Source organism: Caenispirillum salinarum AK4 (genome assembly GCF_000315795.1).
Taxonomy (GTDB): Bacteria; Pseudomonadota; Alphaproteobacteria; order Rhodospirillales; family Rhodospirillaceae; genus Caenispirillum; species Caenispirillum salinarum.
The window spans coordinates 35,997-56,370 of the sequence record NZ_ANHY01000021.1 but is presented as its reverse complement, the minus strand read 5'-3'; the positions used below and the strand labels follow the sequence as shown (position 1 = coordinate 56,370).

The following is a 20,374-nucleotide window of genomic DNA, read 5'->3' as shown; positions in this document are numbered from 1 at the left end:
TCCAAGAGGGAGGAACCCGGCGCCATGACCAAGACCGCGACGCTCACCCTGGGGCCGCTGCTGTACAACTGGCCGGCGGAGCGCCGCCGCGCCTTCTACGCCGGCCTTGCCGACGAGGGGCCCTTCCAGACCGTGGTGCTGGGAGAGACGGTGTGCTCCAAGCGCGAGCCGCTGGTGGCCGACGCCATGGCCGACGCGGCCCAGGTGCTGGAGGCCGCCGGGCGGACGGTGGTCCATGCGACCCTGGCCCTGGCGGTGACGCCCGGCGAGACGGCGGCGCTGGAGGGCGTGGCGGCGGCCGCCGCCGACGGCGCGCTGGTGGAGGCCAACGACGCCGGCGCGCTCGCCCTGCTGGCCGACCGGCCGCACCACATCGGCCCCATGGTCAACGTCTACAACGAGGGCACCCTGCGGGTCCTGGCGGCGCGCGGGGCGACCTGCGTCACCCTGCCGTGGGAGCTGCCGCGCGAGTCGGTCTACGCCCTGGCGGCGGAGGCGCGGCGGCTGGGCATGGATTGCGCGGTGACGGTCTTCGGCCGGGCGCCGCTCGCCATCTCGGCGCGCTGCTATCATGCCCGCGCCCACGGCCTGTCCAAGGACGGCTGCCGCTACGTCTGCGGCGAGGACCCCGAGGGCATGGCGGTGGAAACCCTGGACGGCGCCGACTTCCTGACCGTCAACGGCACCCAGACCCAGGCGCACGCCGTCACGGTGCTGGCGCGCGAGGTGCCGGACCTGGTGGCGGCGGGGGTGAACGTCCTGCGCATCTCGCCGCTGGACATGGACATGGGCGTCGTCGGCCGCGTCTATGCCGAGCTTGCGGCCGGATGCCTGTCGGGCACGGCGGCCGAGGATCGCCTGCTGGACATGCTGGACGGCCGCCCCGCCGCCAACGGATTCCTCAATGGCGGCGACGGGGCGGCCTGGGTGGCCTGACGGACGCAGAAGAAAGAGCGGGGCGGGTGCGGCGGGGGTCTAGGCCGTCCCCGCCCCGGAGTGAGCGACGGCCGTGCGCTCTGCGGTGTCGCGCAGGGACACGGCGAACTTGCGCAGCGACAGGGGCTTGTCCAGCACAGCGTCGGCGCCGGCGGCCTTCCATATGTGCGACGGCGTCGGGTCGCGGACGGGGTCGCGCAGCAGGATGACCGGCACGCGCGCCAGCCGGGCCTCGCGCCGCATGGCCGTCAGCAGCGCCAGGCCGTCCATCTGATCCATGCAGGCATCGGCGATGACCAGGCCCGCCGGCGTCTCGACCAGGGTGTCGAGTGCGCAGGTGCCGCAGCAGGCTTCATCGATCCCCGCCGGCATGGCCAGCGTGCCCACCAGGGTGTTCAACAGGCGCCGCAGCCCCGGGCTGCCGTTGGCGATCAGGACGCGGTGATCGGAAAGATGGGGCGTGATCCTCGTCGTCATGGTGCGACCTCCCAAGGTTTTATGGTTATACCCATCGATCAGACGGCATCCGGGGCGGCCCCGCCTTGACGATTGCGAAAAACCTGACTTCCTTGATCGGAATCAAGCGCGGCGGCGGCGGCTTCTGGAACCATGGGGGCAGTTCCAGACCGTCATGGAGGGCCGCGCCGGCCATGCCCATCGACATCGCCTGCCTGTCCGACGCCGCCGTCGCCGCCGCCGCCCAGCGCCGGCTGGAGCCGCTCGGCCGTGTGCGGCCAGTGGCCCGCGATGCCGTGCTGTGCCGGGCGGGCGATCCGGTGGACACGCTGTTCATGGTGCGCAGCGGCCGCTTCATCGGGCTGCTGCCGCTGGCCGGCGCCGACGGCCCCGTGCCGGTGGAGGAAGCGACCGCCGGCGCGGTGGTCGGCCTGGGCGACTGGCTGGCCGGCGCGCCCCACGCGGCGACCGTGATTGCGGTGGCGGCCGGCGAGGTGCTGGAGGTCCCGGCGGCCACCCTGCGGGCGCGGGCGGCGGCGGAGCCCGACATGGCGCTGCTGCTGGTCGGGCTTCTGTCCAACGCCCTGCGCCGCTGCATCGCCGCGACCGACGCGCTGCGCCGGGGCGGCGTCCGGGATCGCACGGTGGCCTATCTTCTGTCCCTGCCCGTCCAGCGCGCGCCCGACGGCGGCGGCGAGTCGGTGCGCCTGCCCATGAGCAAGAAGCTGGTGGCGGCCCACCTGGGCATGACGCAGCAAAGCTTTTCCCGCGTGCTCAAGCGCCTGCGCGACGACGGCGTGGTGATCCAGGGCCGCCGCGTGACCATCGCCGACCGCGCCCGGCTGGCCGGGAGCACCCTGACATGACGCCGCCGCTGCCGCTGAACGGTCCCGACACTTCAGCGGTGGACGACCTTGTCGCCCGCCTGATGGCCGAGGCGCCGGACATGACCGTGCCGGCGGGGACGCTGCTGTTCGGCCAGGGGGACGAGGCTGACCGCGTGTTCCTGCTGCGCGAGGGCCGGGTGCGGCTGTTCGTCGGCGATGACGCCGGCGGGGCGGAGACGGTGCTGCACGTCTTCAAGGGCGGCGACCTGTTCGGCCTGCCGGCGGTGGTGGGGCTGCAACGCTATCCCGTGAACGCCGAGGCCCTGACGCCCTGCCGCCTGGCTGTCGCCCACCGCGGCGCGCTGCTGGCGCGGCTGGCGGCCCGGCCCGAGGAGGTGACGGACCTGCTGGCGGCGCTGGGCCGGCGCTGGCGCGACATGACCGAGCGCCTGGCCGAGCAGAAGGCCCTGCAGCCGCCGCGGCGGGTGAAGGTGTTCCTGTGGCGCCAGGCCCTGGCGGCGGGCTACGCGCCCGGAACGGCGGGGCCGGCGGTCTTCCGCCTGCCGATGTCGCACGTGGTGGCGGCGGGGATGCTGGGGCTGGCGCCGGAAACGCTCTCGCGCATCTTCACGCGGCTGACGGCCGACGGCATCCGCGTGCGCCGCCGCCGGGTGGAGATCGACGACATGGCCCGCCTGCGCGCCGCGGTGGAAGGCGACGTGACCGACAGGGCAGAGGGGGCGCCGCCCGCTACTGCTGAGTGATGCCGAAACCGATGGGCTGGCGGGTCGGGCCCCGCCCGCTTGTGGGTGGCACGGCGATGGCGGCGGTGGCGCGCCGGCCGATGACCTCGATGGGGGCGCCGTGGCGGGCGCGGGCGACCCGGGCCGAGTTGTCTCCGGGCTGCGTCGCGGCCCTGTGTCCTGTCTCTGCGATTATCGGCTGGACTCTGCCGTAACAATGGAGAGGCCGGGCCGACGTTCACGCCTTCAACGCGGCCTCTGCCATAGGCGTTTTGTCTCTGGACGTTTCGCAAACGGAGGGACGAGCATGGATGACGCCGCCACCAAGCGCCGGGCCATGGTGGAATGGCAGATAGCCGCTCGCGGGGTTGCCGATCGGGCGGTGCTGGACGCCATGGAGGCAGTCCCGCGCGAGGCCTTCGTGCCCGACCACCTTCAGGAACTTGCCTACGACGACACGCCCCTGCCCATCGGCCAGGGCCAGACCATCAGCCAGCCCTACATCGTCGCCCGCATGGCCGAGGCCCTGGACCTGGGCGACCATGCCGAGCGGGTGCTGGAGGTGGGCGCGGGCTGCGGCTACGCCGCCGCCGTCCTGTCGCGCATCGCCCGGGAGGTGGTCACCATCGAACGGGTCGAACGCCTGGCCGACCTGGCGCGGGAGAACCTGAAGCGGGCGGGCATCACCAACGTCACCGTCATCTGCGGCGACGGCACGCGCGGCTGCCCCGACCGCGCGCCCTTCGACGGCATCACGGTGGCCGCCGGCGGGCCGAGCGTGCCCAAATCGCTGCGGGAACAGTTGAAGGTGGGCGGCCGGCTGGTGATCCCCGTCGGCTCGGCGCGGCGGCTTCAGACGCTCAAGCGCATCACGCGCACCCCCGACGACGACTTCGTGGAGGAGAACCTGGGCGGCGTCCAGTTTGTGCCCCTGCTGGGCGCGGAGGGGTGGGCGGACGAGGACTGACGTCTTCTTCGGCCAGAACCCAAAGAAAGAGGGCGCGGTTTCCCCGGAAACCGCGCCCTGAGTTTCGGCTGCCTTTGGCGGGCGCCCCCGCCCGGTCCCGCGCCGCCCGAGGACTGGATGGTTCAACGGCGCGGGTGAGAGGAAAGCGCTGACAAGCCTCACTCTACGGCCTCTTCGCCCATAAGCGGAAATCGGAAACGCTGCGGCCTGGCATAAGTCGTGGCTTATGCCTTGGCCGTGCGCCGGCCCGTTGGCGCGGGATGCACGGCTTCTTCGATCAGGCGTTCGCCGTTGTCCTTCATGAAGCCGACGAAGGCGTCCGCGATGGGCAGCAGGCGCTTGCCCTCGCGCCAGACCACGTGCCACTGGCGCTCCACCGGCGTGTCCTCCATGTCCAGCACCAGCAGCCGGCCGACGGACACTTCGAGCCCGATGGTGTGCACCGACAGGAAGCTGACCCCCATGCCCGCCATGACGGCCTGCTTGATGGTCTCGTTCGACGCCATCTCGATCAGCCGGCCGGGGGTGACGCCGTGCTCGGCCAGCAGGCGCTCCATCAGCGCGCGGGTGCCGGACCCCTGCTCGCGCACCAGCAGCGTCTCGCCATCCAGGGCCGAGAGGCTGGCGCGCTTGCGGGCCAGCGGGTGCGTGGGCGCGGCGATGACGGCATGGGGGTGGGCCGCGAAGACCACGTCGTTGACCTTCATGTCCGTCGGCGGCCGCCCCATGAGCGCCAGGTCCACCCGGTTCTCCGCCAGGTCGGCGAGGATCTGGCGGCGGTTGGCGACCTGCAGGCTGACCTCGATCCCCGGATAGCCCGCCGTGAAGGCCGACAGCAGCGACGGCGCGAAGTACTTCGCCGTCGACACCACCCCGATGCGAAACCCTCCCGTCCGCTGCCCGCGCAGGGCGGCCATGGCCTCTTCCGCGTCGGCCACCGCGCCCAGGATGGCGCGGGCGTGGTCCAGCAGCGACGTGCCGGCGGCGGTCAGGTAGAGCACGCGGCCCACCTGCTCGAACAGCGGCAGGCCGGCCAGCCCCTCCAGCTGCTTGATCTGCATGGAGACGGCGGGCTGCGTCAGGTGCAGCTCCCGCGCCGCCTTGGAAAAGCTGAGGTGCCGCGCGACGGCGTCGAACACCTGCATCTGGCGCAGCGTGGCGTGGCGCATGGGCGGGTCCTCCGGCTCGTTCGTGTATAAGGTATCATATATGGGAGGGCCCAGAAGTTCCGATTTCTCCTTATTTCAGCATTCCATCATGCTGCCTCCCTGAGACGTGCCCAGCGCAACGAGGCGCGTCCGCCATGACAAGCCATGATCCGGGGAGGACGACGCCATGCGCCAGACGCGCCAGGACATCGCCATCGCGCCCAGCCTGCTGGCCGCCGATTTCGCCCGCCTGGGGGAGGAGACGGCCGCCGTCTGTGCCGCCGGGGCGGACCTTCTGCACTTCGACGTGATGGACAACCATTACGTCCCCAACCTGACCGTCGGCCCCGACGTCTGCGCCGCCGTCAAGCCGCACTGCCCGGTGCCCATCGACGTCCACCTGATGACGCGCCCCGTGGAAGGCCTGGTGGCGGCGTTTGCCAAGGCCGGGGCGGAGTGGATCAGCTTTCATCCCGAGGCCGTGGACCATGTTCACCGCGTCATCGGCTTGATCCATGAACACGGGTGCAAGGCGGGCCTCGCGCTCAACCCGGCGACGCCCCTTGCCGTGCTGGATCATGTGCTGGACGACCTGGACATGGTGCTGGTCATGTCGGTCAACCCCGGCTTCGGCGGGCAGTCGTTCATTCCCGCGAGCCTGCCCAAGATCGCCGCCATCCGGGACCGCATCGACACCCTGGGCAAGCCGATCCGCCTTCAGGTGGACGGCGGGGTGAAGCCCGGCAACGTGGCCGCGGTCGCCGCCGCCGGGGCGGACACCTTCGTCGCCGGCTCGGCCATCTTCGGCCAGCCCGACTATGCCGCCGTCATCGCCGACATGCGCGCCCGCGCCGTCCAGGCCGCCGCCGCGCCCGCCGACGCCGCCTGAAGGGGCCAGGGAAGGGAACCCGCCATGATCCGCACCGACCAGACCACCCTCGCGCAGTACCTGATCGAGACCTGCCGCGACCCCGACCATCACGCCGACGAGGCGCTGATGACCCTGCTCATCGACGTGGCGCGCGCCTGCAAGGCCATCTCCAAGGGTGTGGCCATGGGGGCGCTCGGCGGCACGCACGGCAAGGCCGACACCATGAACGTGCAGGGCGAGGACCAGGCGAAGCTCGACATCCTGACCGACGAGGTCTTCCGCAAGCGCACCGAATTCAACGGCTGCGTCCGCGCCGTCGCGTCGGAGGAACTGGACGATCCCTGCCCGGTGCCGGACGGCTACCCGCGCGGGCCGTACCTGCTGGTCTACGACCCGCTGGACGGCAGCTCCAACATCGACATCAACGTCTCCGTCGGCAGCATCTTTTCCGTGCTGAAGGCGCCCGGTGCCGCCGACAAGCCGGTGGAGGAGGCGGACTTCCTCCAGCCCGGCACCGATCAGGTGGCGGCGGGGTATGCCATCTACGGCCCGTCCACCATGCTGGTGCTGACCCTAAGCAGGGGCGTGGTCGGCTTCACGCTGGACCCCATGATGGGCGACTTCGTGCTCACCCATCCCGAGATGCGGGTGCCGCGCAGCACATCCGAGTTCGCCATCAACGCGTCCAACGGCCGTTACTGGGAGGACCCGGTGAAGGCCTATGTGGAGGAACTGATCCAGGGCGCGAGCGGCCCGCGCGGGCGGGACTTCAACATGCGGTGGATCGCCAGCATGGTCGCCGACATGCACCGCATCCTCATGCGCGGCGGCATCTATCTCTACCCCTTCGACACCAAGGTGCCCGGCCGCGCCGGGCGGCTGCGGCTGCTCTATGAGGCCAACCCCTGCGCCATGCTCATGGAGCAGGCGGGCGGGGCGTGTTCCACGGGGCGCGAGCGGATGCTGACCGTCCAGCCGACGGAGCTGCACCAGCGCATCCCGCTGATCTTCGGCTGCGCGGAGGAAGTGGCGCACGTGGAGGCCCTGCACGCCGCCCATGCCGAGGCCGGCGCCGGCCAGATGTTCGAGACGCCGCTGTTCAACAGCCGGTCGTTGTTCCGCGACATCCCCGCCGCGCCCGTGGGGCGCGTCTGATGCGCGACGACGATTTCCATCGTCGCCGCTGCGTTCAAGCGGCACGCAGCCTCACGCGCCACTAGGCGCGGCGGCCGGTCGGCCTTGCCGGGCGACAACTTTTGCGTTGTCGGCGTCGCCCGGAGGGCGCTCGGCTCCAATGACAAGACACAAGGGACCATCCCCATGAGCGAACGCCATCCCATCATCGCCATCACCGGGTCCTCGGGCGCGGGCACGACGTCCGTCACCCAGACCTTCCAGCAGATTTTCCGGCGCGAGAGCGTCGACGCCGCGATCATCGAGGGCGACAGCTTCCACGCCTTCGACCGCGCCGGCATGAAGGCCGAGATGAAGCGGCGGCTGGACAGCGGCGACACCACCTTCAGCCACTTCGGCCCCGACGCCAACCTGTTCGGCGACCTGGAGGCCCTGTTCCGCGACTACGCCGAGACGGGCACGGGCAAGCGCCGCAAGTACCTGCACGACCTTGGGGAAGCCGAACCCTACGGCCAGGAGCCCGGCACCTTCACCCCGTGGGAGGACCTGCCGCCATCGGACATGCTGTATTACGAGGGCCTGCACGGTGCCGCGAAGTCCGACGCCCACGACGTCGCGCGCTATCCGGACCTTTTGATCGGCGTGGTGCCGGTCATCAACCTGGAATGGATCCAGAAGGTCCACCGCGACAAGAACATGCGCGGCTATTCCACCGAGGCCGTGACCGACACCATCCTGCGGCGCATGGACGACTACGTCCGCTACATCTGCCCGCAGTTCACCCGCACGCATGTGAACTTCCAGCGGGTGCCCATGGTGGACACCTCCAACCCCTTCATCGCGCGGCATATTCCGTCGGCCGATGAAAGCATGGTGGTGATCCGGTTTGCCAACCCCAAGGGGATCGACTTCCCCTACCTGCTGAACATGCTGCACGACAGCTTCATGTCGCGCCCCAACACCATCGTGGTGCCCGGCGGCAAGATGGAGCTGGCGATGCAGCTGATCTTCACCCCCTTCATCTGGCGGCTGATGGAGCGCCGGCGGCAGATGCTGTGCCGCGCCGCGCCGCCCGAGGCGACCAAGGCGAAGGCCCAGCCCGCCGCCGCGCCCGACCCGGCGCCCGCCTCCTGACCTCCAGACCAAGGAGCCAGTGCAATGGCCTTCATTTCCCTGCGTCAGCTGCTCGACCACGCCGCCGAGAACGCCTACGGCGTGCCGGCCTTCAACGTCAACGACATGGAACAGGTGCTCGCCATCATGCGGGCGGCGGAGAAGACCGACAGCCCCGTGATCCTCCAGGCCAGCCGGGGCGCGCGGTCCTACGCCGGCGACGTCATGCTGCGCGCCATGGTCGGCGCGGCGGCGGAGATGTTCCCGCGCATCCCCGTCTGTCTGCACCAGGACCACGGCAACGACATCGACACCTGCCTGTCCGCCATGGCCCACGGGTTTACCTCCGTGATGATGGACGGGTCGTTGCGCGAGGACGCCAAGACCCCCGCCGACTACGACTACAACGTCGGCATCACCCGCCATGTGGCCGCGCTCGCCCACAAGATCGGCGTCTCGGTGGAAGGCGAGCTGGGGTGCCTCGGCTCGCTGGAAACCGGCAGCGGCGAGGCGGAGGACGGTCACGGCTTCGAAGGATCGCTTGAGCGCGACGCCCTGCTGACCGACCCCGAGCAGGCGGCGGATTTCGTCGCGCGGACCAAGGTGGACGCGCTGGCCGTCGCCATCGGCACCAGCCACGGCGCCTACAAGTTCACCCGCGAGCCGACGGGCGACATTCTGGCGATGGACACGGTCAAGCGCATCCACGAACGCCTGCCCGACACGCATCTGGTGATGCATGGCTCATCGTCGGTGCCGCAGGACCTTCAGGACCGCATCAACGCCCACGGCGGCGCCATCCCCCAGACCTGGGGCGTGCCGGTGGCGGAAATCGTGGAGGGCATCAAGCACGGCGTGCGCAAGGTCAACATCGACACCGACTGCCGCCTCGCCATGACCGCCGAGTTCCGCCGCGTACTGACGGAAAAGCCGGAAGAGTTCGACCCGCGCAAGGTGCTGAAGCCCGCCATGGACGCCATGGAGAAGCTCTGCGCCGACCGCATCGAGGCCTTCGGCAGCGCCGGCCATGCCAGCCGCATCACCCCCATCCCGCTGCCGGCCATGGCCGCGCGGTACCGGTCGGGCGAGCTGGACCCGCGCGTGGAGGGGGTGGCTGAAGCCGCCGCGTAATTCGGCTTGCGCCGACGGGCTGCCGCCCGAAGCCCGCTCGGGGAGCACAGCTCCCCGAACCCCTCAGTTTTCTCAAAAAGACTGGGTGGTTTGGAGGGCTGTGCCCTCCAAGTGGGGGATCGGGGGCGGCAGCCCCCGCGTCACTGGAAGGAACGAGCAACATGACCATCACCCTTACCAAGCCGCCTCTTTCCGCCGACGCGCTCATGGCGGCGGCGATCCGGGTGCTCAGCGTCGACATGGTGGAGGCCGCCAATTCCGGCCACCCCGGCGCGCCGCTGGGCATGGCGGAGATGGCGACGGCGCTGTGGGGCGCCGGCGGGGCCGGATTCCTGCGGCACAACCCCGCCAACCCCAAGTGGCCCGACCGCGACCGCTTCGTGCTGTCCAACGGCCATGCCTCGCCGCTGATCTACAGCCTGCTGCACCTGACCGGCTACGACCTGACGCCCGGCGACCTGTCGCGCTTCCGCCAGATGCATTCCCGCACGCCGGGCCACCCGGAAGTGGACGTGACGCCGGGGGTGGAAACCACCACCGGGCCGCTGGGGCAGGGGCTGGCGAACGCGGTCGGCATGGCGCTGGCCGAAAAGCTGCTGGCCGCCGAGTTCAACCGGCCGGGCTTCGATGTGGTGGACCATCACACCTACGTCTTCCTCGGCGACGGCTGCCTGATGGAGGGCATCTCGCACGAGGCCTGCTCGCTGGCCGGCACCCTGAAGCTGGGCAAGCTGGTGTGCCTGTGGGACGACAACGGCATCTCCATCGACGGGCCGGTGGACGGCTGGTTCACCGACGACACGCCGGGGCGGTTCGAGGCCTACGGCTGGCAGGTGATCCGCGCCGTCGACGGCCACGACGTCACCGCCGTCCGCGCCGCCCTGGCCGAGGCCAAGGCCGATGCCGACCGCCCGACGCTTATCTGCTGCCGCACCCAGATCGGCCGGGGCGCGCCCACCAAGGCGGGCAGCCACAAGGTCCACGGCGCGCCGCTGGGGGCGGAGGAAGTGTCCGCCATGCGCACGGCGCTCGGCTGGCGGCACGCGCCCTTCACGGTGCCCGACGAGATCATGGACACCACCGACGCCCGCCCCCACGGCGCGCGGTCGGAGGCCGAATGGCGCATTCGCATGGAGGCCTACCGCGAAGCCTACCCCGCCCAGGCCGCCGCGCTGGACCGGCGCATGAAGGGCGACCTGGCGTCGGACTGGCCGCAGGTGGTCGACGAAATCATGGAGACGGCGGCTGCGCGCACCGGGTCCATCGCCACCCGCAAGGCCTCCGCCCAGGTGCTGGAGCAGCTTTGTCTGCGAGTGCCGGAGATGTTCGGCGGATCGGCGGACCTGACGGGGTCCAACCTGACCGACTGGCCGGGGGCGGAGAGCGTCAACGAGACGGGCGCGGGGCGGTATCTGTCCTACGGCGTGCGGGAGTTCGCGCTGGCGGCCATCATGAACGGCATGGCGCTGCACGGCGGGTTCATCCCCTTCGGCGGAACGTTCCTGACCTTCAGCGACTACTCCCGCAACGCCATCCGCATGGCCGCGCTGATGAAGCGCCGGGTCGTCCACGTGCTGACCCACGACAGCATCGGGCTCGGCGAGGACGGCCCGACGCACCAGCCGGTGGAGCACGCGGCATCCTTGCGCCTTATCCCCAACCTCGCGGTCTGGCGCCCCTGCGATGCCGTGGAGACGGCGGCGGCCTGGTGCGCGGCGGTGGAGACCGCCGATGGCCCGACGGCGCTGCTGCTCTCGCGCCAGGGCCTGCCTTGCCAGGGCCGCGATGCCGATCAGGTCCAGATGATCCGGCGCGGCGGTTACGTTCTGGCGGCGGCGGAGGGTGCGCCGACGGCCGTGGTCATCGCCACGGGGTCGGAGGTCGCGCTGGCGCTGGCGGCGCGCAAGACGCTGGGCGCGGCGGGCCGGCACGTCGCCGTCGTCTCCATGCCCTGCCGCGAGCGGTTCCTGGCGCAGGACCGGGCGTATCGCGATAGCGTCCTGCCGCCGGGCGTGCCGCGTCTGGCGGTGGAGGCCGGGCATCCGGAAAGCTGGTGGCGGCTTGTGGGGCCGGAGGGCGACGTGGTCGGCATGGAGACCTTCGGCGAGTCCGCCCCGGCGGGTGAGCTGTTCGCGCACTTCGGCTTCACGCCCGAGGCGGTGGCGGAGCGGCTGGGCCGCCTGGTCGGTCTGTAGCTTTTTTCATCCCACCCCGGCGCGGGGCCTTTCTCCCCTTCAAGGTTTGGCGTCAGGGACTTGGGTGGCCGATCGGGCCCCGCGGGCCGTCGGGATTCTCCCGGCGGCCCGCGGTATATGATCAAAGTCAAAGATTCGACGGCGCAATTCCTCAACAAATATGGCATTATGCGCATGTACGGCGGCGTGGCCCGGGGCGCGCCGCCGCCGTGCATCCAATCACGAAGGGAGAGGCGGACATGGATCTGACCGCCGCATTCGATCTGCTCGGCGAGGCTGGCGCCACGGCGCTGGGCGGCCTCATCATCGGCATGATCTTCGGGTTCATGGCGCAGCGCAGCCGGTTCTGCCTGCGCGCCGCCGTGATCGAGTTCGCGCGCGGGTCCTTCGGCCCCAAGCTGTCCGTCTGGCTGCTGGCCTTCGGCATCGCGGTGGCGGGCGTGCAGATCTTCATTTCCGCCGGCTGGCTGTCCGTCGGCGAGGCGCGCCAGCTGACCGGCGCCGGCAGTATCTCGGGCGCGCTGATCGGCGGCGCCATGTTCGGCTGCGGCATGGTGCTGGCGCGCGGCTGCGCGAGCCGCCTGCTGGTGCTGTCGGCCAACGGCAACCTTCGTTCGCTGCTGTCGGGCCTGATCTTCGCCGTCGTCGCCCAGGCCAGCCTGCATGGCGCGCTGGCCCCTGTTCGCGATGAGCTGGCGGGCGCCTGGACCGTGACGGGCATCGGCAACCTGAACCTTCTCTCGGCGCTGGGCCTGGGCCAGGGGACGGGCGTGGTGCTGGGGCTGTTCTTCCTGGCCACGGCCATCTTTTTCGCCGCCAGGAACAAGCTGACGCCGCGCCTGTGGATCGGCGCGCTGGGGGCGGGCATGGCCGTGGTGCTGGGCTGGTGGCTGACCTGGACGCTCTCCTACCAGACCTTCGAGCCGACCAGCGTGGAAAGCATGAGCTTCACCGGCCCGTCGGCCGACGTGCTGATGCTGGTGCTCAACCCGTTCGAGTCCTGGGACTTCGACATCGGGCTGGTGCCCGGCGTCTTCCTGGGCAGCTTCCTCGCCGCGCTGCTGGGTCGGGAGCTGAAGCTGGAGGGCTTCCAGGGCGGGGCCTCCATGCGCCGCTACATCATCGGCGCCGTGCTCATGGGCTTCGGCGGCATGCTGGCGGGCGGCTGCGCGGTGGGCGCGGGCGTGACCGGCGGGTCGATCTTCGCCCTGACGGCCTGGCTCGCGCTATCGGCCATGTGGGCGGGTGCAGCGCTGACCGACTACCTGGTGGACCGCCGCGGGCTGGAGGCGGACGCCGCCCACCCCCGCCACGCGCCGGCGCCGTGAGGTGAGGGCAGTGCAGGGCGGCTGAAATCCGTGGCAGGCCCCTGCATTCGCAGGGGCGACGGATTTTGCAAGGTGTTGTGATAGAACAATAAATTACCCGTCATTCCTGCGAAAGCAGGAATTCACATCCGCCGCTTCCAGCACCCGACCGAAAGAAAGGGCCGAACGCGCCAAGGCGTCCGGCCCTTTTTCCCTCTCGCCGGAGGGGACTGACGCTCAGCCCCCTGGCCAGGTCTGCTGTTGCGGCTCCATCTGTCCCAGGCTTTCCCGCATGCGGCGGTCGGCGTCGTGCAGGATTTTCTTTTCCTCGTACAGGCCCTGCACCAGGCCCCAGCACATGAACAGCATGATGACCGAGAAGGGCAGGGCGGCGATGATGGACGCCGCCTGCAGGCCTTCCAGGCCGCCCGACAGCAGCAGAACGGCGGCGACGAAACCCTCGCCCAGGCCCCAGATGACGCGGTGGACGGTCGGCGGCTCGCGGTCCCCCAGCGACAGCAGCGTCGTCACCACCAGGGTGCCGGAGTCCGACGAGGTGATGAAGTACGTGGCGATCAGCAGCGTCACCAGGCACATGGCCAGGAAGTTCAGCCAGTCGATGGTCGTGATGACGTCCAGCGTCTGGTAGAGCGCCATGGTGACGTCCTCGGACACCGCCTGGCCGATGCCCGCACCCTCCTGGTACAGCTCCAGCCACAGGCCGGTGCCGCCGAAGACGGTCAGCCACGCCATGCCCAGCAACGTCGGCACCAGCAGCACGCCCAGGATGAACTCGCGGATGGTGCGGCCGCGCGAGATGCGGGCGATGAACATGCCGACGAACGGCGCCCAGGCGATCCACCAGCCCCAGTAGAAGGCCGTCCACGCCGACTGCCAGGTCCCTGTGCCGCCGGACTGGGCGTTGGTCCAGAAGCTCATGGGGATGACGGTGCGCATGTACTCGCCCAGGCCCTGGACGAACAGTTCCAGCAGGTAGCGCGTCGGGCCGAAGGCGAAGAAGAACAGCAGGATCAGCGCCGACAGGTACAGGTTCCATTCCGACAGGATGCGCACGCCCTTGCCGACGCCCGACACCACCGACAGCGTGGCCACGGCCGAGATGACGGCGATCAGGATCATCTGGTTGGTGGTCGAGACGTCCAGCCCGAACAGCACGTTCAGGCCGGTGTTGATCTGTGTCACACCCAGGCCCAGCGACGTCGCCACGCCGAACACGGTGCCGAACACCGCCAGCACGTCCACCGCATGGCCCCAGCCGCCGTAGATGCGGTCGCCCATCAGCGGATACAGGGCGGAGCGGATCGCCAGCGGCAGCTTCTTGCGATAGCAGAAGAACGACAGCGACAGGGCGACGATGGCATAGATCGCCCACGGGTGCAGGCCCCAGTGGAAATACGTCAGCCGCATGGCCGTGACGGCGGCGGCGGGCGTCTCCGGGTCCGTGGTGAAGGGATTGCCCTGGAAGTGGTACATGGGCTCGGCGATGGACCAGAACACCAGCCCGATGCCCATGCCCGCGCCGAACAGCATGGCGAACCACGAGATGTAGCTGAACTCCGGCTGCTGGTCGTCGTCGCCCAGCTTCAGGTCGCCGAAGCGGCTGAACAGAAGCCAAAGGCTGAACAGCAGGAACAGCGCGACCACCAGAACATAGTACCACTTGAAGTACTTCACGATGCCGTCGCGCACCGTGACGAACCAGGTCGACGAGGTTTCCGGCGCCGCCACGCCGGCGATGAGGAACAGGGCCACCACCACCAGGGCGACCAGGGCCATGGTCGGGTTCAGGCCTTTCAGAAGGCCGGTTTCCGCGCGCATTGTCAGTCCTTCCCGCCTGGATGGATTACAGCTTGGTCTCGTCGGCGGGCGGTTCCTTGAAGAACTCCTCGCCGACATGCGTGCCGGCCCCGCCGACCGCGCGGTAAACGCGCACCCCGCGGCGGTGGTGACGGTGGTCCACCAGCGTGACCGCCGCCTGGCCGTTCACGGCGCTGCGCTGGCCCAGGAAGACGGCGACGGGGAGGCCGACGTTCGACCGTCCGCGCATCATCCACATGCGGCCCCAGTCGAAATGGCCGCCGATGAAGCCCACCTGGATCAGCCCGCCGTCGAACCCGGAGACGAAGAAGTCCAGGGCCTCGCGGTCGGGAAAGACGTGGACGTTGATGTAGGCGTAGACCAGCTCGTTGACCAACTCGGACAGCGAGAAGGTTCCGGTCTCGGTGGCGTTGATGTGGCGTTCCAGTGCGGCGTCCATGTGCACCGTCAACTCGTCGGGGTCGCGCTGGAAGTTGGGCGAGTAGCGCACGAAGGCCGAGGTGTCGGGCATGTCGTAGCGCACCCGGTAGAGCCTCAGGTCGCGCACGATGTCCTCGGGCGTCATGGACAGGCCCGCCTCAGGCGCGGCCGTTGTGGCGTCTTGCGGCATGGGTATTCCTTCGTCCGTTCTTGACGTGGTCGTGATGGAGGTCGGATACGGTCTGGCGGCTGGAGAAGAACGCGCCGACCGCCGTCATGGTTTTTCCGCGCCCGTCGAAGTGCCATTATTCTGCCACTCGATGGTCACGGGGTCACCATGTGGGGCCCGCAGTCTGCGCCGCAGACAGGCCGTGCATCGCTTGCGGGCCGGTGCTATTGTTCCGCGCGCGCCCGTGACCCGGCGCCGCCCGCAGGCCCCGTCAGCACGGGGCGGGCCCGGCGCGGTCGGGGGCAACAGACGACGACACCGGCCGCGCGGGGGGCGTGGCCGCGATACCAAAGGCAAAGGAGCCCTTGATGACTCTCCGCAAGTTTTTCCCGGCGTTCGGCCTGTCCGCCATGGCCGCGGCCGTGCTGGGCCTGGCCGTTGCGGCGGCGCCGCAGCCCGCCGCCGCCCAGGGCGCCGGTCAGCCGGGCAAGATCGGCAACGCGGACATCGGACAGACCTACGGCGACTGGACCGGCGCGTGCGAGACCGTGCCCGGCGGTGCGCGCGAGTGCTACATCTTCCAGACCGTGCAGCAGGGCCAGGGCGGCCAGCCCATCATGTCGCTGAAGGTGGGCACCTTCCTTGAAAACAACCAGCCGGCCATCCTGGCCGACCTGCCCACCGGCATCATGATCCAGCCGGGCGCCATGTTCGCGGTGGACGGCGGGCAGGAGGCGCGCGTGCCCTACCAGATCTGCACGCCGGGCCTGTGCCGCGCCATCGTGCCCCTGAACGACCAGATGCTGAGCAAGATGAAGGCCGGCGCGAGCCTGAACGTCAGCTTTGTCACCGCCGCCGGACAGAAGGTGTCGGCCGACGCCTCCCTCAGCGGTTTCACCGCCGGATGGGGCAGCGTCAGCCAGTAACGCGCGCCCGCCCGGCCGGAACGGGAAAACGGGCCGTCCCCGTGCGGGGCGGCCCGTTTTCCGTTGTACCCGGTGGTGCGGGAGCGGCCGTCAGTAGTCGAGCGATTCCGCCGTGTCGTGGCCGTTGTGCTCGTCCGAAGCAACCCGGATGAGCTTGGCGCGGCTGGCAACGCCGTAGGCCCGCAGGATGGCGGTGACGTGCGCCTTGACCGTCGCTTCCGACAGGTTGAACCGGGTGGCGATCTCGCGGTTGCTCATGCCCTCCAGCACCAACGCCAGAACGTCGCGCTGACGGCTGGTCAGCGCCAGGCGCGGCGAGCGCCCGCCGTTGCCGGACCCGCCGTGGCCGCCGGACTCGGCGTGCGCGGCGTGCTCGGCCACCATGGAGGGAATGTAGACGCCGCCCTGCAGGACCAGCCGGATGGCCGCCAGCAGCACGGGCTCGGGCGCCGTCTTGGGAATGAACCCCGAGGCACCCTGCTCCAGCGCCTTGAGCGCCAGGCGCGGGTTCTCGTCGCTGGTCAGCACCACCACGGGAACCCCCGGCGCCGCCGCCCGCACCTGGGCCAGGCCCGCCAACCCGCTGGAGCCCGGCATGCGCAGGTCGAAAACGACGAGGTCGATGCCCTTGGTGGTGTCGGTCAGGATGGACAGGGCCTGGTCCAGCGACCCGGCTTCGTCCAGCGTCACCGTCTCGGCCAGTCCCGAAAGGGACACGGCCAGCGCACGACGGACCAGCGGATGGTCGTCGGCGATGAGGATGCGTACAGACGTGTCAGACATGCCTAAAAAGGCCCCCCGTTTGCGGCGGGATCGGTGGCCCCACGATCCCGTCTTTCAATCCCCTGCCCCAGAACATATTAACTGATTAGAATAAAAATGGAACTATACCGAGGGATATAATATGCGGCCGCCTTTGCGATGCTTGCGGCGGCTTGTTCGCGCATAAACACACGCTATGATGTCAAATAATTCTACCAAGGGGATGTTTCGCAGGGTGGGCTTCAGCTAAAGCTGTGCAAATAGGCCTTTTCGCATAAGACATACGTCTTTAGATTGGCCCCGGGGCACCCAGATGCCAGCCCTGAACGTAGTCGATCCCCATCTCCTGCAGCAGGGCGAGCGTCTCGGCATCTTCGACGAATTCGGCGATGGTGGAAAGACCGAACTCCTTTGCCATCTGGTGGATGTGGCTGACCATGACGCGGTCGCGCGGATCGCGACGAAGGTTGCGAATCAAGCTGCCCTCGATCTTGATGTAATCGACGTCGAGGAACTTGAGGTACACGAAAGACGAGAACCCGCTGCCGAAGTCGTCCAGGGCGAACCGCACGCCGTGGCCGCGCATGGCGTCGATGATCTTCACCAGCTTGTCGAAGTGGGGCAGGGCCTCGCGCTCGGTGATCTCGAAGACGATCCGTTCCGCCGCCACGCCGGCGGCCCTGGCGCGGGCCGGCACTTCATGCATCCATTCCGCCGCCGCCAGCGACCGGCCCGACAGGTTGAAGAACATTTTCAGGTCGGGGTCGCGCTGCGCCGCCAGCGTCGCCAGCCCCTTCTCGAAGATGCGTTCGTCGATATCGCGCGTGAGGCCCAGTTCGTCGGCGGCCTCGATGAACTCTCCGGCCGTCTTCAGCCCCTCGGGCGTGCGCACGCGCGCCAGGACCTCCAGCGCGAAGGGCCGCGTGTCGGCGCTGGTGCAGATGGCCTGGAAGACCGGCTCGATGGCATCATCGGCCAGCGCGTCCTTGAGCATCCGGCCCTTCTGGAAGACGGCCATGGCGGCGTCCTCCTCGCCGCTGTCCAGGGTTGCGACGCGGTTCTTGCCCAGGCGCTTGGCCTTGTACATGGCCACGTCCATGGCGATCGACAGCTTTTCTACCGTCGCGCCGTTGTCGGGGAAGGTCACCAGCCCGAAGCTGGCGCCGACGCGCGTCGCGCCCACGGGCAGCCGCAACGAGGTTTCCGCCACGGCCTTGCGCAGGTTCTCGGCGGCGATCGCCCCTTGCTCGGCGGTGGTCTGGGGCATGAGTACGGCGAACTCGTCGCCGCCCAGCCGGGCGATGATGTCGGTTCGCCGCATACGGCGGTCCAGCACGGTCGCCAGTTCCTTCAGCGCCAGGTCGCCGACCGGATGGCCGTAGGTGTCGTTGATGGACTTGAAGTCGTCCAGGTCCATCATGATCAGGCTGAACGGGTGCCCGTGGCGCTGCCCGCGGGCGACCTCCATGCGCAGGAAGTCCTCGAACTTGCGGCGGTTGTACAGGTTGGTCAGCGGATCGCGCTGGCTGAAGTGCTCCAGCTTGTCCTGGTATTCCTGAATGGTGCCGAGCAGCCGGTTGAAGTGCTGCGACAGGCTGTTGACCTCGCGCAGGTGCGTGCCCGGCCCGACGCGGCGGTTGAGGTCGGTGTGGCTGATGATCTCCTCGATCACGCCGGCGAACCGCGAGATGGGCTGGGCGACGAACACCCGCAGCTTGAAGTACAGCGCCAGGAACAGCGTGGTCAGGATCAGCGTGAAGTAGGCGATCACCGACTTGATGACGAAGCCGACCGAGACCTTCAGGTCGGTGATGGGATAGCTGATGTCCACCACGCCGTTGACCTGACCGATGGCGGCTTCGTGGCAGGTCTGGCACTCGTCGCGCACCAGCACGGGATAGACGTAGCGGATGTGATCCTCGCCGGTCTCCAGCACCGGCTCGGCGGTGCGGAAGGCCTGGGTAACCAGTTGATCGGTGTCGCGCACCGGCGCCTCGCCGGGAATGTCGCCGTACTGGGCGATCACCGGCGCGCCGCGGAAGACGCGGATGTCGGTGCCCGGCTGGCTTTCGTTCAGGCGGTCGACGATCTCGCCGATCTCGTCCTTGGTCCAGCCCTTGCGCATGGCCGTGTAGAGCGACTGGAAGATCAGCTCGGACGTCTGGCGCGCTTCCTCCTGCGCCAGGTCGCCGATGGCGCGGCGCTCCACGAAGGTGGACATGAGCAGCACGACGACGACGGCCAGGATCATGGCCGCCATGGACAGCAGGAAGACGAACTGGCCGATGCTGAGCGTGCGTATGGTGCGGGCCAGGAACGGAGACATCATAGGGTATCCCAACGCGGGCGCGCGCGCCGTCCCTCACCCCGGCGCGGTCGCCCGGCCGCGAGGATGCAACAAATCGCCCGGCATGCCCACATATTTCCGCAACAGGAGTGCTGCGATACCCGCAGAGAGGGTTTTTTAGAGACCAAGCGCCTCCAGCAGCGGCGTGATGCGGTCCGCCGGAAGGTCTGTCAGGCGCTCCAGCCGGGCCGCCAGCGTGCGGCGGTGGGGTGCGATCGCGGCGCGGCGCTCGGCGTCGGCCTCCCGCAGGGCCGCGGCCTCCTCCGATGTCAGCGGGCGGCCCAGCGCCGCCGCCAGCGCCGGCCCCAGGTCGTTCGGCATGGCGCTCTGCGGGCCGCGTCCCAGCGGGGGGATCACCCCGGCCACGGCGTCCGGCGGCAGCCGCGTGATCTCCACCACGCGCGCGGCGAAGGCATCGCGAATGCGGCGGACGTCGTTGGCGTGGCTTTGCGCGGCGGAGGCGGCGGCCCAGGCTTCCGGCGGGGTGAGCGGCCGGTCCATGTTGGCCTCGAGCGCCTGCGTCAGGGCGACGGGCGTGGTCTGCGCGGCGGCCGGAGCGGGCGCAAGGCCGGCTGCGGCAAGGCCCACGGCGAGCGGCGCCAGGGCGGCGCTCCACAGGGCGGCGGAGAGGGCGAGAGGCTTCAGCATGCCGCCTAGATAGCGGCGGCGCGCGGGAATGAAAAGGGGTGCCCCGCGCGGCTGCGGAGAGGGCGGGCGCGGCGGCGTCAGGTGGCGTAGGCCACGGGTGCGCCGGCGGCGGCTGCGACGGCGCCGGTCAGCGCCAAAACCGCGGCGTTGCGGTCCAGCGGCTTGACGGCCACGGCGTCATACCCCGTCAGCGCCCACGACGTCAGGGCGTAAAGGGTCGGCAGCGCCACGATGAACGCAAGCACGGAGACCATCGTTCAACCCTCCTGCTGTTGCTCTCAGCAACAGGCTGCCATGGTGCCGCATCCTCTTCAACATAAAGTATTTTATCGAAATATGACCGGCACCATGTGGTGTTGTGACGCGCGAACGGCGCCCGGACGGGCCGGGCGCCGTTGCAGATGGATCGACGGAGGGGGCGTCGACCGTCGTCAT

Annotated in this window: 19 protein-coding genes; 11 read left to right on the top strand and 8 right to left on the bottom strand. The window is 69.6% G+C overall.

Annotation, left to right across the window (positions count from 1 at the left end):
- Positions 1-24 precede the first annotated feature (24 nt).
- A complete protein-coding gene (gene ubiV, locus C882_RS19255) occupies positions 25-936 on the top strand; it encodes a ubiquinone anaerobic biosynthesis protein UbiV (RefSeq protein ID WP_009542351.1) in 912 nt (303 codons plus the stop codon).
- A gap of 39 nt (positions 937-975) precedes the next feature.
- On the opposite strand, the gene C882_RS19250 is transcribed toward ubiV, so the two are convergent.
- A complete protein-coding gene (locus C882_RS19250; RefSeq protein WP_009542350.1) occupies positions 976-1,413 on the bottom strand; it encodes a response regulator in 438 nt (145 codons plus the stop codon).
- A 173-nt stretch (positions 1,414-1,586) separates the two neighbouring features.
- On the opposite strand from C882_RS19250, the gene C882_RS23555 reads away from it, so the two are divergent.
- From C882_RS23555 to C882_RS19235, 3 genes are all read left to right on the top strand, one after another.
- Positions 1,587-2,258: a Crp/Fnr family transcriptional regulator gene (locus C882_RS23555; RefSeq protein WP_009542349.1), complete on the top strand. Its 672-nt coding sequence runs from the start codon at positions 1,587-1,589 to the stop codon at positions 2,256-2,258.
- A complete protein-coding gene (locus C882_RS19240) occupies positions 2,255-2,983 on the top strand; it encodes a Crp/Fnr family transcriptional regulator (protein ID WP_009542348.1) in 729 nt (242 codons plus the stop codon). The genes C882_RS23555 and C882_RS19240 overlap by 4 nt, the downstream gene beginning before the upstream one ends.
- Positions 2,984-3,269: 286 nt before the next feature.
- Positions 3,270-3,929 (top strand): protein-L-isoaspartate(D-aspartate) O-methyltransferase, encoded by a 660-nt coding sequence (locus C882_RS19235; RefSeq protein ID WP_009542347.1) that lies wholly within the window; start codon positions 3,270-3,272, stop codon positions 3,927-3,929.
- A gap of 224 nt (positions 3,930-4,153) precedes the next feature.
- Here the strand turns inward: C882_RS19235 and C882_RS19230 are convergent, their stop codons facing one another.
- Entirely contained in the window at positions 4,154-5,098 is a 945-nt protein-coding gene (locus tag C882_RS19230; RefSeq protein ID WP_009542346.1) for a LysR family transcriptional regulator, read from the bottom strand.
- A gap of 166 nt (positions 5,099-5,264) precedes the next feature.
- Between C882_RS19230 and rpe the strand changes: the two genes are divergently transcribed.
- The 6 genes from rpe (at position 5,265) to C882_RS19200 (ending at position 12,849) form a co-directional block, all read left to right on the top strand.
- Positions 5,265-5,966 (top strand): ribulose-phosphate 3-epimerase, encoded by a 702-nt coding sequence (rpe, locus tag C882_RS19225; RefSeq protein WP_009542345.1) that lies wholly within the window; start codon positions 5,265-5,267, stop codon positions 5,964-5,966.
- A 24-nt stretch (positions 5,967-5,990) separates the two neighbouring features.
- Positions 5,991-7,103 carry a class 1 fructose-bisphosphatase gene (locus tag C882_RS19220; RefSeq protein WP_009542344.1) on the top strand — a complete coding sequence of 371 codons (1,113 nt, stop codon included), beginning with the start codon at positions 5,991-5,993 and terminating at the stop codon, positions 7,101-7,103.
- A 165-nt stretch (positions 7,104-7,268) separates the two neighbouring features.
- Complete coding sequence (locus tag C882_RS19215; protein ID WP_009542342.1) at positions 7,269-8,216, top strand: phosphoribulokinase; 948 nt, start codon at positions 7,269-7,271, stop codon at positions 8,214-8,216.
- Between the two features lie 24 nt (positions 8,217-8,240).
- Positions 8,241-9,326, top strand: a complete 1,086-nt coding sequence (gene fba / locus C882_RS19210; protein ID WP_009542341.1) for a class II fructose-bisphosphate aldolase — start codon at positions 8,241-8,243, stop codon at positions 9,324-9,326.
- Positions 9,327-9,487: 161 nt separating this feature from the next.
- On the top strand, positions 9,488-11,521 hold the full coding sequence (gene tkt, locus C882_RS19205) for a transketolase (RefSeq protein ID WP_009542340.1): 2,034 nt from the start codon (positions 9,488-9,490) through the stop codon (positions 11,519-11,521).
- Positions 11,522-11,760: 239 nt separating this feature from the next.
- Positions 11,761-12,849, top strand: a complete 1,089-nt coding sequence (locus C882_RS19200) for a YeeE/YedE family protein (protein WP_009542339.1) — start codon at positions 11,761-11,763, stop codon at positions 12,847-12,849.
- A 216-nt stretch (positions 12,850-13,065) separates the two neighbouring features.
- On the opposite strand, the gene C882_RS19195 is transcribed toward C882_RS19200, so the two are convergent.
- The gene (locus C882_RS19195) at positions 13,066-14,667 is read right to left on the bottom strand and encodes a BCCT family transporter (protein ID WP_009542338.1); all 1,602 of its coding nucleotides are present in this window, start codon (positions 14,665-14,667) and stop codon (positions 13,066-13,068) included.
- Between the two features lie 25 nt (positions 14,668-14,692).
- Positions 14,693-15,277 carry a hypothetical protein gene (locus tag C882_RS19190; RefSeq protein WP_009542337.1) on the bottom strand — a complete coding sequence of 195 codons (585 nt, stop codon included), beginning with the start codon at positions 15,275-15,277 and terminating at the stop codon, positions 14,693-14,695.
- Positions 15,278-15,624: 347 nt separating this feature from the next.
- Between C882_RS19190 and C882_RS19185 the strand changes: the two genes are divergently transcribed.
- Positions 15,625-16,182: an invasion associated locus B family protein gene (locus C882_RS19185; RefSeq protein ID WP_009542336.1), complete on the top strand. Its 558-nt coding sequence runs from the start codon at positions 15,625-15,627 to the stop codon at positions 16,180-16,182.
- Between the two features lie 90 nt (positions 16,183-16,272).
- Here the strand turns inward: C882_RS19185 and C882_RS19180 are convergent, their stop codons facing one another.
- From C882_RS19180 to C882_RS25130, 4 genes are all read right to left on the bottom strand, one after another.
- Entirely contained in the window at positions 16,273-16,965 is a 693-nt protein-coding gene (locus C882_RS19180; RefSeq protein WP_009542335.1) for a response regulator transcription factor, read from the bottom strand.
- Positions 16,966-17,233: 268 nt separating this feature from the next.
- Positions 17,234-19,273, bottom strand: a complete 2,040-nt coding sequence (locus C882_RS19175) for a putative bifunctional diguanylate cyclase/phosphodiesterase (protein ID WP_009542334.1) — start codon at positions 19,271-19,273, stop codon at positions 17,234-17,236.
- A 135-nt stretch (positions 19,274-19,408) separates the two neighbouring features.
- Positions 19,409-19,939 carry a hypothetical protein gene (locus tag C882_RS19170; RefSeq protein ID WP_009542333.1) on the bottom strand — a complete coding sequence of 177 codons (531 nt, stop codon included), beginning with the start codon at positions 19,937-19,939 and terminating at the stop codon, positions 19,409-19,411.
- A 77-nt stretch (positions 19,940-20,016) separates the two neighbouring features.
- Positions 20,017-20,193, bottom strand: coding sequence for a hypothetical protein (locus C882_RS25130; RefSeq protein WP_009542332.1), 177 nt, complete (start codon positions 20,191-20,193; stop codon positions 20,017-20,019).
- Between the last annotated feature and the right edge of the window lie 181 nt (positions 20,194-20,374).